The 15581-nt window shown below is 72.2% G+C and carries 11 protein-coding genes; 5 read left to right on the top strand and 6 right to left on the bottom strand.

Going from position 1 to position 15581, the window contains the following annotated elements; all coding sequences use genetic code 11:
• Nucleotides 1–51 precede the first annotated feature (51 nt).
• The 3 genes from AC559T_RS12690 to AC559T_RS12700 are packed head-to-tail and all read right to left on the bottom strand — an operon-like array spanning nucleotide 52 to nucleotide 3001.
• Nucleotides 52–1254: a thiolase family protein gene (locus AC559T_RS12690; protein ID WP_071060006.1), complete on the bottom strand. Its 1203-nt coding sequence runs from the start codon at nucleotides 1252–1254 to the stop codon at nucleotides 52–54.
• Nucleotides 1251–1781 (bottom strand): Zn-ribbon domain-containing OB-fold protein, encoded by a 531-nt coding sequence (locus AC559T_RS12695; protein WP_498868826.1) that lies wholly within the window; start codon nucleotides 1779–1781, stop codon nucleotides 1251–1253. The genes AC559T_RS12690 and AC559T_RS12695 overlap by 4 nt, the downstream gene beginning before the upstream one ends.
• Nucleotides 1778–3001 (bottom strand): CaiB/BaiF CoA transferase family protein, encoded by a 1224-nt coding sequence (locus tag AC559T_RS12700; RefSeq protein WP_041255379.1) that lies wholly within the window; start codon nucleotides 2999–3001, stop codon nucleotides 1778–1780. Before AC559T_RS12700 ends, AC559T_RS12695 begins: the two co-directional genes overlap by 4 nt.
• A 363-nt stretch (nucleotides 3002–3364) precedes the next feature.
• Between AC559T_RS12700 and AC559T_RS12705 the strand changes: the two genes are divergently transcribed.
• Nucleotides 3365–4858, top strand: a complete 1494-nt coding sequence (locus AC559T_RS12705; RefSeq protein WP_498868827.1) for a class I adenylate-forming enzyme family protein — start codon at nucleotides 3365–3367, stop codon at nucleotides 4856–4858.
• Between the two features lie 447 nt (nucleotides 4859–5305).
• Here AC559T_RS12705 and AC559T_RS12710 read toward each other — a convergent pair whose 3' ends face one another.
• Together AC559T_RS12710 and AC559T_RS12715 are read right to left on the bottom strand one after the other, a co-directional pair.
• On the bottom strand, nucleotides 5306–5536 hold the full coding sequence (locus AC559T_RS12710) for a hypothetical protein (protein ID WP_071060003.1): 231 nt from the start codon (nucleotides 5534–5536) through the stop codon (nucleotides 5306–5308).
• Nucleotides 5537–5985: 449 nt separating this feature from the next.
• Nucleotides 5986–7353, bottom strand: a complete 1368-nt coding sequence (locus AC559T_RS12715; RefSeq protein WP_498868828.1) for an esterase-like activity of phytase family protein — start codon at nucleotides 7351–7353, stop codon at nucleotides 5986–5988.
• A gap of 746 nt (nucleotides 7354–8099) precedes the next feature.
• Between AC559T_RS12715 and lysA the strand changes: the two genes are divergently transcribed.
• Nucleotides 8100–9419 carry a diaminopimelate decarboxylase gene (lysA, locus tag AC559T_RS12720; RefSeq protein ID WP_498868829.1) on the top strand — a complete coding sequence of 440 codons (1320 nt, stop codon included), beginning with the start codon at nucleotides 8100–8102 and terminating at the stop codon, nucleotides 9417–9419.
• A 70-nt stretch (nucleotides 9420–9489) separates the two neighbouring features.
• On the opposite strand, the gene AC559T_RS12725 is transcribed toward lysA, so the two are convergent.
• Complete coding sequence (locus tag AC559T_RS12725) at nucleotides 9490–10248, bottom strand: dienelactone hydrolase family protein (protein WP_498868830.1); 759 nt, start codon at nucleotides 10246–10248, stop codon at nucleotides 9490–9492.
• A 78-nt stretch (nucleotides 10249–10326) separates the two neighbouring features.
• On the opposite strand from AC559T_RS12725, the gene AC559T_RS12730 reads away from it, so the two are divergent.
• From AC559T_RS12730 to AC559T_RS12740, 3 genes are all read left to right on the top strand, one after another.
• Entirely contained in the window at nucleotides 10327–10461 is a 135-nt protein-coding gene (locus tag AC559T_RS12730) for a hypothetical protein (protein ID WP_498868831.1), read from the top strand.
• An 81-nt stretch (nucleotides 10462–10542) separates the two neighbouring features.
• The gene (locus tag AC559T_RS12735; RefSeq protein ID WP_498868832.1) at nucleotides 10543–12693 is read left to right on the top strand and encodes a serine/threonine-protein kinase; all 2151 of its coding nucleotides are present in this window, start codon (nucleotides 10543–10545) and stop codon (nucleotides 12691–12693) included.
• 1585 nt (nucleotides 12694–14278) lie between these two features.
• Nucleotides 14279–15493, top strand: a complete 1215-nt coding sequence (locus AC559T_RS12740; protein ID WP_112107007.1) for an ABC transporter substrate-binding protein — start codon at nucleotides 14279–14281, stop codon at nucleotides 15491–15493.
• Nucleotides 15494–15581: the final 88 nt, after the last annotated feature.

Below are 15581 nucleotides of genomic sequence, written 5' to 3' on the forward strand. Positions count from 1 at the left end.
TGGTTCAGGTGCGGCAGGCCGGGGTCAGCAGGCCGGGCCAGCAGGCCAGGGTCAGCGGGGCGCGGTGCTGTAGACGACCGCGCCACCGAAGTGCGGCGAGGACGCGCAGGCGACGCCCACGGTCGCCCGTTCGCGCTGGCGCTCCCCGGCCCGGCCGGCGAGCTGCAGGTAGCACTCGAGCATCTGCGGGATGCCATGCATCCGCCCGTTGCCCAGGGCCCCGCCGCCGGAGAGCGCCGGCAGCGCGCCGGGGCGGTCGCTGTCGATCCCGCCGTCCAGCACGAAGCGGTGCGCCTCACCGACCGGGCACAGGCCGAGGACCTCGAGCCAGAAGTAGACGAACGGCGAGAAGCCGTCGTAGACCTGCGGCAGGTCGACGTCCGCGGGGCTCACCCCGGACTGTTCCCACAGTCGCTTCGCCAGCGCGGTGCCGCCGGCCATGATGTCGTCGAGCGGCCAGTGCAGCGGCAGGCGGCGCCGAGGAGGCGCCGAGGAGGCCTGGCCGGCGACGTACACCGGGCGGTGCGGCAGGTCACGGGCCCGCTCGGCCGAGGTGAAGACGAAGGCGGCGACGCCGTCGACCGGGATGTCGCAGTCGTAGCGGCAGATCGGGTCGCTCAGCAGCGGCGCGGCCAGGTACTCCTCGGTCGTCAGCGGCCGGTCGTGCCAGTACGACCACGGGATGCGCGCGCCGTTCTTGCGCGCCTCGGCGACCACGGCCGCCGTCGTCTCCCGGCTGGCACCGTAACGCTGGAGGTACTCGTTGTAGGGCAGGGCGATCATCGACAGCGGGCCGAAGAAGCCCTGCGGCACCGTCCACTGCTGCGCGCCGCCGGCGGTCCGCATCGGGTTGGCGTGGTAGCTCCCCTTCGGGTTGTGCAGCGCGCGGTGCATCACCACGTAGTCGGCCGCGCCGCTCGCCACGGCGTTCACCGCCAGCGCCACCGAGCCGGGGATCTGGCCGATGCCCTGGAAGCCGGCCACGTACCGCGGCGAGCCGCCGAGACGCTGGGCCAGCCAGTCGGCGGAGACCAGGCTGACCCCGTCCTCGGCCGCGTGCGCGCCGGCGGTCGGGAACAGCGCCGAGGTGACGAACCCGTCGACCTGCCCGGCGGTGAGACCGGCGTCGGCGATCGCCGCACGTGCCGTGTCGACGGCGAGCGCGCCGAGCGGACGTCCCGCGTGCCGGGTGACGTCGCTGTGCGCGTAGCCGACGATTGCCACCTGGCCCTTGGAGCCCGGCCGCGCGCTCACGACCGCACCTCGCCGGGGCCAGTGACGCTCGGCTCGGCCAGGGCGAACGCGGGGACGGAGACGCCGTCGGCGACGTCCTCGAAGGCCACCGCCACCGGTGCGCCGATGCGCAGGGTGGTGTCGGGGCCGTCCAGGAGCCGGCCGATGACGCGCAGCTCAGGCTGTTCCGCGAGCTCGACGTCGACGAGGAGGAAGGGCACTTCGCCGCGGAAGCCGGGCAGGAACGACTGGCGGACCACGGTCCAGGAGCGCACGGTGCCCCTGCCGCTCACCGGCTCGAAGGCGAACCCGGGATCGGTGCTGCCGCAGTGCGGGCAGGTGTGGTCCGGCGGCACGACGTAGGTGGAGCAGCGGGCGCAGCGGGCGACAGTGAGGACGTGCCGCGCCGCGGCCGCCCAGTACGGCGCCGAACGCTCGTCCGGCGCCGGTACCGGCCGCGTCGGCTCGGGCGCCGCCGCCGGGCCGGCCGAGCCGGGCCCCCCCGCCGGGCCGGCCGGTGCGGACGCCGCCGCGGGGCCGGCCGTCACGGGATCGCTCCGGCCTCGGTGAGGGCGGCTATCTCTTCCCAGGTGTAGCCGAGCTCGAGCAGTACGGACTCGGTGTGCTCGCCGTGCTCCGGGGCCCGCCGGGGCACGGGGGGCTGGGAGTCGAACTGGACGGGGACAGTTGGTAATCGGTAGGAGCCGCCGCCGTCGAGCTGCACCTCGCCGACGTAGCCGTTCGCCACCACCTGCGGGTCGTCTACCAGCTCCAGGACGGACTGCACCGGGGCCCACGGCGCGTCGATGCCCGCGAGCAGGTCCTTCCACTCCTCGAAGGTCCGGGTCGCGAACGCCGCCTCGAGCTCGGCCCGGCAGGCGACCCGGTTCTCGCCGCGGGCCCGCAGGTCGGCGAACCGCGGGTCGGCGACGAGGTCACCGCGCCCGATCAGCTCGCAGAACGGCGCCCAGTAGCGGTCGGACTCGAGGAACACCAGCTGGATGTGCCGGCCGTCCTTCGTCCGGTAGGCGCCCACGAGCGGGTTCGGGCCGTCACCGGGGCCGCTGGAGATGCGCGGGGCCTGCCCGGTCAGCGCGACGAGGAGGTCGGAGGACAGCGTCCACATGGCCGTCGCGAGCAGGGAGACGTCGACGACCGTGCCCCGGCCGGTGCGGGTGCGCCCCAGCAGGGCGGCGGCGATGCCGAAGGCCAGCGCCATCGCGCCGTTGCGGTCGCCCATCGCGCCCCGCTGGCTGATCGGGTACTCCCGCTCCTCGGGGGTCAGCGTGTACCCCATCCCGCCGCGGGCCCAGAACGCCGAGGAGTCGTAGCCGGGATGGTCGGCGTCAGGCCCGCGGGCGCCGAAGCCGTGCCCGCGGGCGTAGACCAGCCGGGGGTACCGGCGGGTGAGCTCGTCGGCGTCGAGCCCCAGCCGGCGCAGCGCGCCCGGCCGGAAGTTGGTGAGGAAGACGTCCGCCGTCTCCAGCATCTTGTGGAGGATCGCCTTGCCCTGCTCGCCGCGCAGGTCGAGCGCGACCGAGCGCTTGCCCCGGTTGGCCAGGGCGACCGAGAGGTTCACCCCGCCGCCGTCGGTCCCGATCCCCTGGGTCGCCAGCGCCCGGTACGGGTCGCCCTCCGGGCGCTCGACCCTGATGACGTCCGCGCCCCAGTCAGCCAGGAGCGCGCCGGCCACGGGCACGAAGACCCACTGGGCGAGCTCGACGACCCGCACGCCCTTGAACGCGCCCTCCGAAGCGCTGTCCTCCATCGGCCACCCCATCTCCGTCGCGTCGGCTCCGTCGCCACCGTGTCCGGCGTCACTGTAGAACGACACTCTCGTCTTTGGGAAGTCCATCGGTGTCGAAAAACTAGAGGTTGACTTCGCACATCTGGGTTGCAAGCATGCATTCACCCGCCAAATGCCGTGCCTGAGACAGCCATGGCCCGGTGCCCCGAGCGGCCCCCGGCGGTCTCCGTGCGACGCTCCGACCCCCCGCGTGAACCAGCTGAACTCTCTCAGCGCGCCGCCATGCCCCGGGCCGGCGAACGCGCCGGGGGCTCTCCCCATCCGACGTCCCACCGACGTCCCCCCGTGACACGCCGCTGCCAGGACCGGTCAGAGGAGCATGCCGTGGAAGAACAGGTCAGCAGTGCTCGGCGCATCCGGCAGTTAGCCGCCGAGCGCCCCGACGATCTGGCCCTGCGCCACATCGCGCTCGACGGCGGGGAGCCCGCCTTCACCTGGCGCGAGCTCGACCGACGCTCCAGCCAGCTCGCCGGTGCGCTGGCCGAGCGCGGCCTGGGCTTCGGCGAGCACCTCGGGCTCGGACTGCGCAACTCGCCGCAGTTCGTTCTGGCCGTGTTCGCGGCGTGGAAGCTCGGCGCGGTGCCGATACCGGTGCGCTGGGACGTGCCGGAGTGGGAGCTGGGCCGGCTCAAGGAGGTCATCGAACCCCGGGTCCATCTCGGCGGCGAGGACCTCGCGTGGATCGACTCGACCGAGCGCCTCGACGTGCCCGACCTGCCCGACGCGACCTCGCCGCAGATCCACGGCATCTGCAGCAGCGGCTCCACCGGCACACCCAAGGTCATCGTGAGTGACCGGCCGTCCGTCTACGTCGCGCGGATGGCCACGCCGCTCGCTGAGAGCTGGGGCCCCGTACCGCGCCCGCAGACGGTGCTCGTGCTGGCCCCGATGTACCACGCCAACGGGCTGACCACGCTCTACAACCTGCTCGGTGGCGACCACCTGGTGGTGATGGAGAAGTTCGACGCGGCCCGCGTCGTCGACGTCATCGAGCGCCACCGGATCACCACCTTCACCGCCACGCCGACGATGCTGCAACGCATCGCCGACCTGCCCGGCGTGGACGGGCATGACCTGTCGAGCATCCGGTGGTTCACGCAGGGCGCGGCGCCGATGCCGCCGTCGCTGGTGCACCGCTGGGCCGGCCTGGTCGGCGCCGAGAAGATCCACATGGTCTACGGCATGACCGAGGGCCTCGGCCTCACCGCGCTGCGCGGCGACGAGTGGATGGAGCACCAGGGCAGCGTGGGCCGCGGGATCCGGGGAACCGAGGTGCGCATCCTCGACGCCGACGACAAGGAGCTGCCCACCGGCGAGATCGGCGAGATCTACCTGCGGACACCGGGCTCCGACACCAGCTCCCACTATCTCGGCGCCGCCCCGAAGCTGCACCGGACCGCGGACGGTTTCCAGAGCGCCGGCGACCTCGGCTACCTCGACGGCAACGGCTACCTCCACCTGGTGGACCGCCGCGTCGATATGATCATCAGTGGCGGCGCCAACGTCTTCCCCGCCGAGGTCGAGGCCGCACTCATCGACCATCCCAAGATCGCCGACGTCGTGGTCATCGGCCTGCGCGACCCCGAGTGGGGCCGCCGGGTGCACGCCGTGATCGAACCGGCCGACCCCGCGGCGCCGCCCACCGCGAGCGAGGTCATCAGCTACGCGAAGAGCCGGCTCGCCCCCTACAAGGTCCCCAAGACGGTCGAGCTGGTGGACGCCATCCCCCGCAGCGAGGCGACGAAGGTCAACCGCGGCGCGATGGTGGCCGCCCGCGACGAAGCCGTCCCCACCGCGAACACCGGCGCCGCCCGCTGACACCCGCACCCGCACCCGCACCGGAAACAGTCCGTGCGGCGGTCCCGGGCTGGTCACTCGTAGGAACGGGAGCGCTCGACCGCACGGTCGACGGCGGGTACGTGCTCCCGCGGGACGTCGACGCCGTGCGGAGCATCGCGGCGAAGAACGCCGCGGATCTCCTCCCGGACGAGGCCGAGCTGCCCGCCAAAGCCTGAGCCACTCACCCGGCGGGGTGATGATCCGCACTACGCCGATCATCACCCCGCTGGATCGTGGGCAGTACGGTTCAGATCTCGCGGGCACCACCCCCGCGACGTCGGGCGGGAACCCCCGACGGCATCAGGCAGCCGCGGGTAAGCGGCACGCTCGCCCGGATTCGCGGACGCGGGCGGGGGGATTCCCTGGGTCGTTCCAGCCGCCGCGGCGCGACGCCGCCGGCGCACCGGCCCGCGGGCAGGGGGCCGGTCACGCCGCGGTACCGAGGGCCATCAGGCCCAGCATTCCGAAGGCGGCGACGATCACGGCCAGGCTCGCGGTGGTGGCGAGGAACGCCGACCTGCGGTCGGCGACGTCCGCGCGCTCGGCGAGATATGCCCGGTCGGCGACGTGGGCCCGGTAGACGCGGTAGGCCCGGTCGACGCGGCGCACGTGGGGACGTCGGGTGGCCCGGCGCCGGGCGCTGTGCCGGCCGCTCATGATTCGCGGGACCCGCGGCGAGCGGAGAAGCCCGGGAGAGTGCCGGCCATCTCCCGTTGGGATCGCGTTGATGTGAGGACCTCGGCCGAGCCGGCCGCAGACACGGTGGCCGCGCCTGTCCGGGGGCAGACGGTGCCGTCTTCTCCACCCATCGATGACCGCTCCGTTTCGCTAGATGGCCTGCGCTGTACTGGATCTACCGCATTCACGCCGGCGCACAGGGCAGGTGTGCCGACGGGCGGGGCGCCAGGAGCCGCCGACCTCGTCGCCGCCCGCCCCCGACTGGGATAGTGGAACCGTAGAGGCTTCCGTGGGAGCGGGTGGAGCGTCTGCCAGTCGGGCATGAAAGGTAGCCGGCGTGTTACGGCCGAGGACCACCTACCGACGGGCGGCGAACGGGTCGGAGCTGGGAGCAGGCCCGGAAACGGAGCCTCGGGCGAGGCCCGGAATCAGCCGAGCGGTCGGTTCAGCCGCAGCTGGAGAATCTTGCTCTCGACACCCGAATCCACGAGCTGGCCGGCCTCGTTGAACGATCCGAGCCCGAAGTCGTTGTCGTTCGCGACGGCGATCGTCCGTCGATCAACGATCGCAATGCCCTCAATTTTGTCCGGCATGCCCGCAACGCCTTCGAGATCGACAGCGAGACGCTTCGGCAACACGGTGACGCCGGCCGTCGCCGGGTCGGCGAGCGACTCGAGGGACGGAGCGGTCGCCGTGCGGTCCCACCGGCTGCCGAGGATGTTCGTCGCCCGGCGCAGGTCGACGCTGTAGAGCCGGGAGACGGCGTCGGTCCGCTCGTTGACCAGCAGGGTGTTACCGTCCACGGCGGCGAGCGAGGAGATCTTCATCTCGGACGGGTCGCCGTCGGCGTCCGGGTCGAAGGTGGCGACGTCCTCGAAGCGGTAGACGTACTCGCCGGTCACCTTGCGGCTGGCGGTGTCGAACCGGAAGATCCGCACGTTGCGGGAGGCGTTGCCGGTGTCGGCGTCGGGCAGCTGCAGCGGGCTCTGCACTGCGAGGTACAGCGTGCGCCCGTCCGGAGCCAGCGCGATGCCCTCGAAGCCACGGTTGATCTTGCGCCCGCCGAGGACGCCCGGCAGCGAGGCGACGACCGGGTAGTCAGCCCCGGTCAGACTGACGCCGGCGGGGATGTAGCGGGCCAGGACCTGGCCGCGCGCGCTCACCCGCAGCAGCGACGGGCTGTACTCGTCCACCAGCCAGAACTCACCGGACCGGGTACGGATCAGGCCCTCGGTGTCCAGGCCGTTCGGGTTGAACGGGAGCGGGGTCTGGGCGTCCCAGGTGTACGGGGTCTCGTCGAAGCCGTTGATGTTCGACAGCCCGGTGACCGGCCTGCCGTGCGCGGTGGTGATCGGCAGCACGTCCAGCACCTTGATCGTCGAGCCGTCGGCCCGGACCCGCACGATGGCCGGGTCGAAGCCGGGCACCGGGAAGGTCCGCCGGTTCTTGCCGTCGATCTTGATCTGCCCGTTCGGGCCCCGGTCGGTGATCGTCCAGAACTCGTTCGGGCGGCCGGCCGGGAACAGGTCGCTGCCGATCCCGCCGAGGTCGACCCCGCGGTCGGTGTCGACCGATCCTCGGATCAGCCCGTTGGAGAAGTCGGCCAACGGGATGTCGGGCAGCGTCGCGGTGGACAGCACCGTCGGCACGGCCGATCCGGCCGGCCCGGCCCCCCTGGCCGCGTCCCCGCCCGCGGACACCGCCGGTGCCGCCGCCGACGCCGCCGGTCCGACGGCGACCGCGAACGGCACCGCCAGCGCGATGCCCATGACCGCCGAACCCACGACCGCCGACACGCGGGTCGCTCTGCGCGCCGCGGTCTTCCCCCCAGTACCCGACATCGGTACCCCTTCTGCTCTGTTGTGGAGTTCCAGCCGCCCACGCGACCGGAATCGGACGTCAGGTGGCCGCAATGGCCCGCCGATGAATCCCGGCTGGCCGGTGGCCTGCCGGTTTGCGGCGGGCCCGCTTGTCGGCGGGACTACTTCGCGGCGGGCGACGGTCCCGCCGGGGCCGCGGTCACGACCGCGGCCGACGCCCGAGCAGTCCGCCGACGGCGATCCGAACGTCCCACTTGCCCCACGAGATCTCCCCTGCGCCGTCCGGAGTCCCCGGACCTGCCGCCCGTGGACTGCACGCGCCTCTTCATATCGCCCTACCAGGGCGTTTCGCCCCCGCCGGCGAAGCACCCGGGCCGGCGTCACGAACTGTTCGCACAGCGGGCGAACGCCGGAAAACTCACGTTCAGCACGAGTTCGACCTTGGGAACGCGCCGGTCGCGCAGCCGACCCCGACACCCGGCCTCCCGCGCCGGGCGTCCCACACCCGGCGACGGGCCGGCGGCGGACAGCCGCCGGCCCGCCCACCGCCGGATCGACGGCGGCACACCGGAGCCCGCCGAGCGCTGCCGGAAGGTCCACAGGCACTACCGGCAGATCCACGAGGGGGAAGCGAGCGGTCTGTACCGTAGCCTTCAATGAGCCTTTACCGCCGAGACCGGTGATAAGGGCCGGGCAGGCTGGCGCTGGCCATCACGGTGAGGATGCAGATGGACGAGTTCTCCTATCGCGACGGCACGTTGTGGTGTGAGCAGACAGAGCTACGCGAGGTGGCCGAAAAATTCGGTACGCCGACCTATGTCTACTCTGCGGCGACCCTCGTCGATCACTATGTGCGGTTCGCGAAGGCATTCGAGTCGATCAACCCGCTCATCTGTTTCTCCGCGAAAGCGCTGAGCAATGTTCACCTGCTCCGGCTGCTCGCCGGGCAGGGCGCCGGCATCGACACGGTGAGTGGCGGGGAGCTGCACCGCGCGCTGGTCGCCGGGGTCGACCCGGAGCGGATCGTGCTGGCCGGGGTGGGCAAGTCCGTCGACGAGCTGCGCGCCGCGGTCCGCCACGACATCCGCTGCATCAACGTCGAGTCCGAGGCCGAGGTCGAGCTGCTGGCGCGCGTCGCGCGCGAGGAGGACCGCCGGCCGCGCCTGGCGATCCGGGTGAACCCCGACATCGCGCCGGACATGCGTACCCCCGCCCGGACCACCACCGCCATCCGCGGCGCCAAGTTCGGGGTCGACATCGAACGGGCCGCGGCGCTGTTCCGGGCCGCCTCCACCGACGAATTCCTGCGCGCCGAGGGCTTCCACGTGCACATCGGCAGCCCCATCTTCGACCCGGGGGTCTACGCGACGGCGCTCGACCGCATCCTGGCGCTCACCGCCGGGCTCGAGGCCGACGGGCACAGCGTCACCACCCTCAACGTGGGCGGCGGCTTCCCCGCCGAGTACACCGAGGGCAGCGCCCCGGGCTGGGACGACTTCGCGGAGGCGATCTGCCCCCGGCTGCAGGGCTTCGTCGACCGCGGCGGGCAGGTCGTCTTCGAACCGGGCCGGACGATCGCGGCCAACGCCGGCATCCTGCTCGCCACCGTCCGTTACCGCAAGCGCGCGGGCGACCGCGAGCTCGTCGTGATCGACGCCGGGATGACCCATATAGTCCGCGCGGCGATGTACGACAGCTACCACTTCATGTGGCCGGTGACTCCGGTGAACAGCACCGTTCCCCGCTCACGGGACCAGCAGTCGATCGATGACCTCGTCGACTACGACGTGGTCGGCCCGATCTGCGAGTCGAGCGACTATCTGGCAAAAGGCCGGGCCCTGCCGGCGATGGTTTCCGGGGATCTCATCGCGATCTTCAGTGCGGGTGCCTACGGAATGACTATGACGAGTAACTACAACAGCCAGCTCCGGCCGGCCGAGGTTCTCGTCCGCGGCGGCCGGGCGGATCTCATCCGCCGCCGCGAGACCTACGACGACCTCGTCGCCCTCGAGCTCCTCGACGGCCTGACCCCACCACTCTGACGCCACCGCTCTGACCCCACCGCTCTGACCCCACCGCCCGGCACCCCCGGCAGGGCGCCGGCGGCGTGGCTCAGGTTGTGGCTACGTGGGTTTCCAGCCAGCGGAGCATCCGGGCCCATGCGTCGCGGGCGGCCACCGGGTTGTGGGTGGAGGGCCGCTCGGGTGTGTGGAAGGCGTGCTGGGCGCCTGGATAGCTGATCAGCTCGGTCGGCACCGGCGCCCGTGCGGCAGCGGCGCGCAGCGACCGGATCTCGTCCGGCGTGACCCAGGTGTCGTTCTCCCCGTACAGCCCCAGCCACGGCGTGCGCAGCTGGTCCGCGACGTCCAGCAGCGGCGGGGCGCCCGTCCAGTACGGGGTGCTGACCGCGCCGCCGTAGAAGGAGACCGCGGCGCCGAGGCGGTGCCGCACGGAGGTGAGGAACGCCGCCGTGCCGCCCATGCAGAACCCGATGATCGCGGCCCGGGACGGCGGGAGCCCCACCGTGGCCAGGTGTTCCAGGCAGGCGTCCACGTCGGCGGCGATGCCGGCCGCGGTCAGCGTCAGCATCTTCGACGAACCCTCGGCCACCGGCACCTCGGTCAGGCCGTCCCGGTGGTAGAGGTGCGGCGTCAGCGCGAGCCAGCCTTCGGCGCACAGCTGCTCGCACACCGAGAGCACATAGTTCGTGATTCCGCGTGCGTCGGGGATGACGATGACCCCGCCACGCGGCGACACTGCCGAAGCGGGCGCCGCGACGCTCACCGGAACGGTGCCGCCAGGGGCGTCCGCGCAGCCCCGGTTCTCGTTCCCGCCGCGGCCGAGGCGCAGGCTGACCGTCTCCACCGTCATGGCGACATCATGGCGAACGCACCACGGATGGCGCGCCCCCATCGGCAAAGGCGGGAGCACCTCACCCGAGGAGTGCCCATGCCCACCCCGTCCCCCTCATCCACCCCGCCCGCTCCGGGCGCTACGGGCGCTCCATCCGCGGCAGTCGCCGTCGCCGAACGCGACGAGCAGGGCTGGCGCCGTTGGCTCGCCTCGACCTTCCCGGCCACCTGATCCGGAGCGGCTGATCCGCTGACCTGGGCGGATTAGACTCACTCTCCGCCACATGGCTTACGGCGGGGGGGTACGCCGGCGATGCGCCGACTCGGTTCGCAGTACGTTCTGCATGCACCACTCGGTCGCGGCGCCATGGGCGAGGTGTGGCGGGGCGAGCGCGAGGCTGACGCCACGCCGGTGGCGGCCAAGATCCTTCGCGCCGAGCTCGCGGACGACAGCGACGTCGTCGAGCGGTTCCTGCGGGAACGTGAGCTCCTGCTGGGCTTCGACCACCCGCACCTGGTCAAGGTCCGGGACCTCGTCGTCGAGGGCGGCACTCTCGCGATCGTGATGGACCTGGTCGACGGTGTCGACCTGCGCAAGTACCTGCGCGCGCGAGAGGTGCTGGCGCCGCGGGAGGCCGTGCTCCTCGTCAGCCAGGTGCTGGACGCGCTCGCCGCCGTGCACCGGACGGGTGTGGTCCACCGGGACATCAAGCCGGACAACATCCTGATCGACACCACGGACCCCGAGCACCCGCGGGCGATGCTGACCGACTTCGGGATCGCGCGGATCGCCCACGGCCCGTCGATGACCCGGCTCACCGGGCTGATCGGGACGCCGAGGTACATGGCCCCGGAGTTGTCCGAGGGGACCCGGGCCACGCCGGCCGCCGACCTCTACAGCATCGGGATCGTCGTCTACGAGCTGCTGGCCGGCCGGCCGCCGTTCAACGCCGAACATCCGATCGCCATGCTGCGGGCGCATCTGGAACAGACGCCCGCTCCCCTCGAGGCCCTGCCCGGAACGCTGTGGGCCGTCATAGCCCGCCTGCTCGCGAAGTCCCCCGGCGATCGCCCGGCCACGGCCGGCCACGCCCGCGCCGAGCTGACGGCGGCGCTGGCGGGCACCGACGCGGCCCTCGGTGAAGCGAACCTCGCCGAGGCGGGCCTGGACGCACCCGAGGCGACAATGATCAGCGTCCCGGGTGGCGGCCCAGGCGCCGTGATCGCGGACCGCCGTCCCGACACCGCCCCCGCCGGACCCCACGAGGCCGACCCCGCCGGCGCTCCCGGTGTTTCCGACGCTCCCGGCGCTCCCGGCGCTCCCGGCGACACGGTCATCTCACCACGGCCCGGGATGTCCCTGTCACCGGTCGGGGTCCGCCTGGAAGGCCAGCCCGGGAATGCGGCGGAGCCCGCCGCGGGAGACCACTCGCACGAGACCCTGTTGTCTCCCCTGCCGGGCGATCTCTCCCCCGTGCCGGCACGCTCCCCCGACCCGGCCACCGCGCATGCCACGACCACCGCGTATGTCGAGACCACCGCGGCTGCCGCGGCTGCCGCGGCCGGGACCGCCGGGACCGCCGACGACCTGCTCGGATCGTCCCCGGAAACCGGGCGGCCCGGGCGGCGGGCCCGGCCACGCTGGCTGCCCTGGGCCGCTGCCGCCGTCGCCACCGCCGTCGTCCTCGCCGCCGGGTCGTGGGCGCTCGCCGACGCCGTCGGGGGCGGGGGCGGTTCCGGCACGGCCCAGGAACTCGCCGAGGTACGGGCCGCCATCAGGACGTCCGCGCCGGCCGTGGCCTCGTCGGCATCGGCCACCGCGCCGGCGGACCCGGCCGCCCCGGTCGGGTCCGCGCCGGCGGCGACCGGCCCGGGCACGACCGCGGGCCCGGCCCCGGCCGCTCCCGTCCAGGTCGCCGGATCACCGGCGGCCGGGTCAGCGGCCGCGGGTGGCTCGACCGCCTCGACCGCCTCGACCGGCGAGCAGCCGGCGCCCCGGCAGGGCGACGAGCCGACCGGTGGATCAGCGGTCACCGAGCAGCCACCCGGTGATGGGCTTGTGGCCGTGCCGGGGGTGCTGAACATGGTTCTCGCCGATGCCTCTTCCGCGCTGAAGGCGGCCGGCTTCTCCAACATCCCGTACCTGTACGACTGCTACGGATCGGCGAACACGGGCAACGTGGTCCGGCAGGAGCCGGCGGCCGGCGCCCGGCTGGCCCCCACGGCCCCGGTGCACCTCTACCTGCAGGCGCAGAACTGCGCGACCGTGCCGGACGTCCGCGGGATGTCGCTGGACGACGCCGCGACCACGCTGCGGCAGCTCGGGTTCACCAACATCCCGTACCTGTACGAGTGCCTGGGCGCGGCGAGCCTCGGCACGGTCGTCACACAGTCGCCGGCGCCCGGGACCAGTCAGGGCACGTCCGCGGCGGTGGACCTCCGGCTCCAGGCGAACAACTGCTGATCCCCGACCCCGGCTGACCCCGGGCCGGTTGAGGCAAGACCCCGCTCCCTGTCAACGCCTGCGGGGAACCGAGACATGTCTCACCGATGAGCGCACTGGCGTCCGCGCACGCGGGCGACGGCGCGGACCACGGCCACCGGCCCCGGTGTCGGGCGCCCTCGCCGTGCCCGCCCCGGAACGGGCACGGCGGTCCGGTCATCCGCCGCGGGACGCACCGCAACCACGGGCCTGCCGCGCCCGCAGCCACAATCGAGAGAAATCATCATTTTCGCCGCTTAAAAACCCGGCGCCGGGATCACGAGCGGCGCCGCTCCGGACGGGCGCCACGCCGCCTCAGATCGCTTTCCCAGGCCATTTACTTCCGGCGGACAAAGTCTAAAAACCCCGTTCTCTTGAGCGGGAACGTCGACCCGCAAACATGCCACAAAAACATCATCCACGAAAGGAGTCCGTTGCCTTAAAGCTTTCATATTTCCATGAAACCAGGTTCCAGATACCCCGAAATCCGCCGACGACGCCCGTCCCACAAAAGGGCACCCAGAACCGATCGTCACCGACGAAAGAGGCGCTCCAGCCCCGCCAGGAACAGAAAGACCGACACCGGCTCAGCGCACCGTCAGGCGATCCTTTGCGGCGACGACACCAGGATCGGGCCGGCCACCGCTCGGACGCGTTCCGTCCAGCAGCGTTGATGACCCGCAGGAGATGCGCACCGACCCGCCAGCCGCGAAGTGTGCAGGGTCACACATCACCCGCGCTCACATATGGGACATTTACGGCCGCTTAACTACATAAATCCCAGCACCTGGCGCAAGTACGACGAGCCGCGCCGCCCGCGGCCCGGGGCAGCCGTGGGGCCCGTCGACCGGCGGCTCCCGAGCCGGTTCCACGCAGGCCGCGCACCCACGACCGTCCAATCACCACAGGGGGTGACGTCCCAGCTCCCAGGCCGGACATTCACCCAAGGGAGGCGCGCCGCCGAACCCACGGGCGGCCCACCGCCTTCCGCCGGCCGCACCTGGCACCCCTAATTCACCCGCGTACGTTTCGCGAGCACACGTCACGGCCCGCGCCGGGCAGTCCAGGCAGACCGGCAGGCGTCACGGACACGGCCCGCCGGCACGATTCCCGCTAAACCACCCGATTCCGCCGGATCCACGCTCCGGCCGGCCGCCGTCCAGTCGACCTGGGGCGCCCGGAAGCACGCCCGCGGCCAACACCATCGGCCGAATCCATCACATTCGGCCCGATCCGATTCATCCCCGACGGCCACCATGGCCCGGGCGCCCCGGAAGGAATCGAGAGAACGCCGTCCTGCAGTGACGGAAATCATGAATCCGGCGCCTTACCAGATCCGTTTCTGGAGGGTACTTCCGGCCCCTTCCGTGATTTGGCGCAAGGCGGCCCGAGCATCGCGCGGCATGGCGGACCCGCCGCGACTGCCGCTATCTCCGCCCTGCTAACATCCAGACGATTCATAAACGATGAAGGTTTGGACGGGGAGCGCCGAACCTGGGCGCGGGCCGGAGGCGGACCGCCACGCGCCTCCCCGTCAAGTCGCTGTTTATCTTCTGTGGGGTTACTGGTGCGCTTAGGCGGATTGACAAGACGGCTCAGCGTGGCGGCGGTCGCGGCCCTCGCTGTCGCCGTGACCGGGTGCTCGAGCACGGGCGGCGGTGGCGATTCGCCGGCCGCCTGCAACAGCCCCGGAGTGACGCCCGACCAGGTGAAGATCGGCTTCGTGTACTCCGACTCGGGCACCGGGAGCAGCGCGCTCTCCTCGGCCCGCGCCGGTCTCGACGCCCGGATCGGGCTGGCCAACCAGGAGGGCGGGGTACACGGCCGCCGCATCGCCTACGAGTGGCGCGACGACGGCTCGTCCGCGACGGAGGACGCCCGTGCCACGACGGAGCTCGTCCGCGACCGCTCGGTCTTCGGACTGGTGACGGCCACGGCGTTCCTCAGCGGCTCGGTGGACAGCCTCGCAGCGCAGAAGATCCCCGTCTCGGGCCTCATCCAGCCGGCCTGGGCCAACTACCCGAACCTCTTCTCGTTCATGTACGAGGTCGCGCCCGAGACCGCCGGGCGATACCTCCAGCTCAGCGGCGCGAAGAAGGTCGCCTTCCTGATCACCGGATCGGGGGCCTTCACGCTGCAGACGATCGAGCGGTACAAGGCCGCCTTCGGCAGGGTCGGGCTCGCGACGGGCGACACCATCTCCTTCGCGCGGAGCACCGACAGCCCGGCCCAGGTGGCGCAGCAGCTGTCCGGCATGGGCGCCGACGCGTTGATCGGCTTCTCGACTCCCGAGGACCTCGCCGACGTGCTGGGGGCCGCCCGCGCCGCCAACGTGCGGATCGTCAGCAGCCTCTCGCTCACCGGGTACGACCGCAACGTCCTGCACCAGCTCGGGCCGTCCCTCGCCGGGGTCTCGTTCGGGGTGAACTTCAAGCCGTTCGAGATGGGTGACGCCCCCGTCCAGCGCTACCGCGACGCCATGACCCGCTTCGCGCCCGAGACCGTCGTTCCCGAGCAGCAGTTCGCGATGTACGCCTACCTGTACACCGACCTGTTCCTGCGCGGGCTCGAGATCGCCGGTGACTGCCCCACCCGCGAGGCCTTCATCAGCGGGCTGCGGAAGGTGACCAACTACGACGCCGGTGGCCTGATCGAACCGGTGAACCTCGGCACCAACGCCACCCAGCCGCTGCAGTGCAACGCGTTCGTCCGGATCAACCAGGCCGGCGCCGCGTTCGAGGTGGCCTACCGACGGCTCTGCGCCGACGGCTCCAGTTCCTGACCAGCCGGCCACCCGGCTGGACGGTCGGCCGTTCGGCCGGGACCTCGACCGACGAGCAGGCGGGGGGGGGGGGGGGGGGGGCGGGCGC

The sequence above is a fragment of the Frankia sp. Hr75.2 genome (genome assembly GCF_949319125.1).
GTDB classification, from domain to species: domain Bacteria; phylum Actinomycetota; class Actinomycetes; order Frankiales; family Frankiaceae; genus Parafrankia; species Parafrankia soli.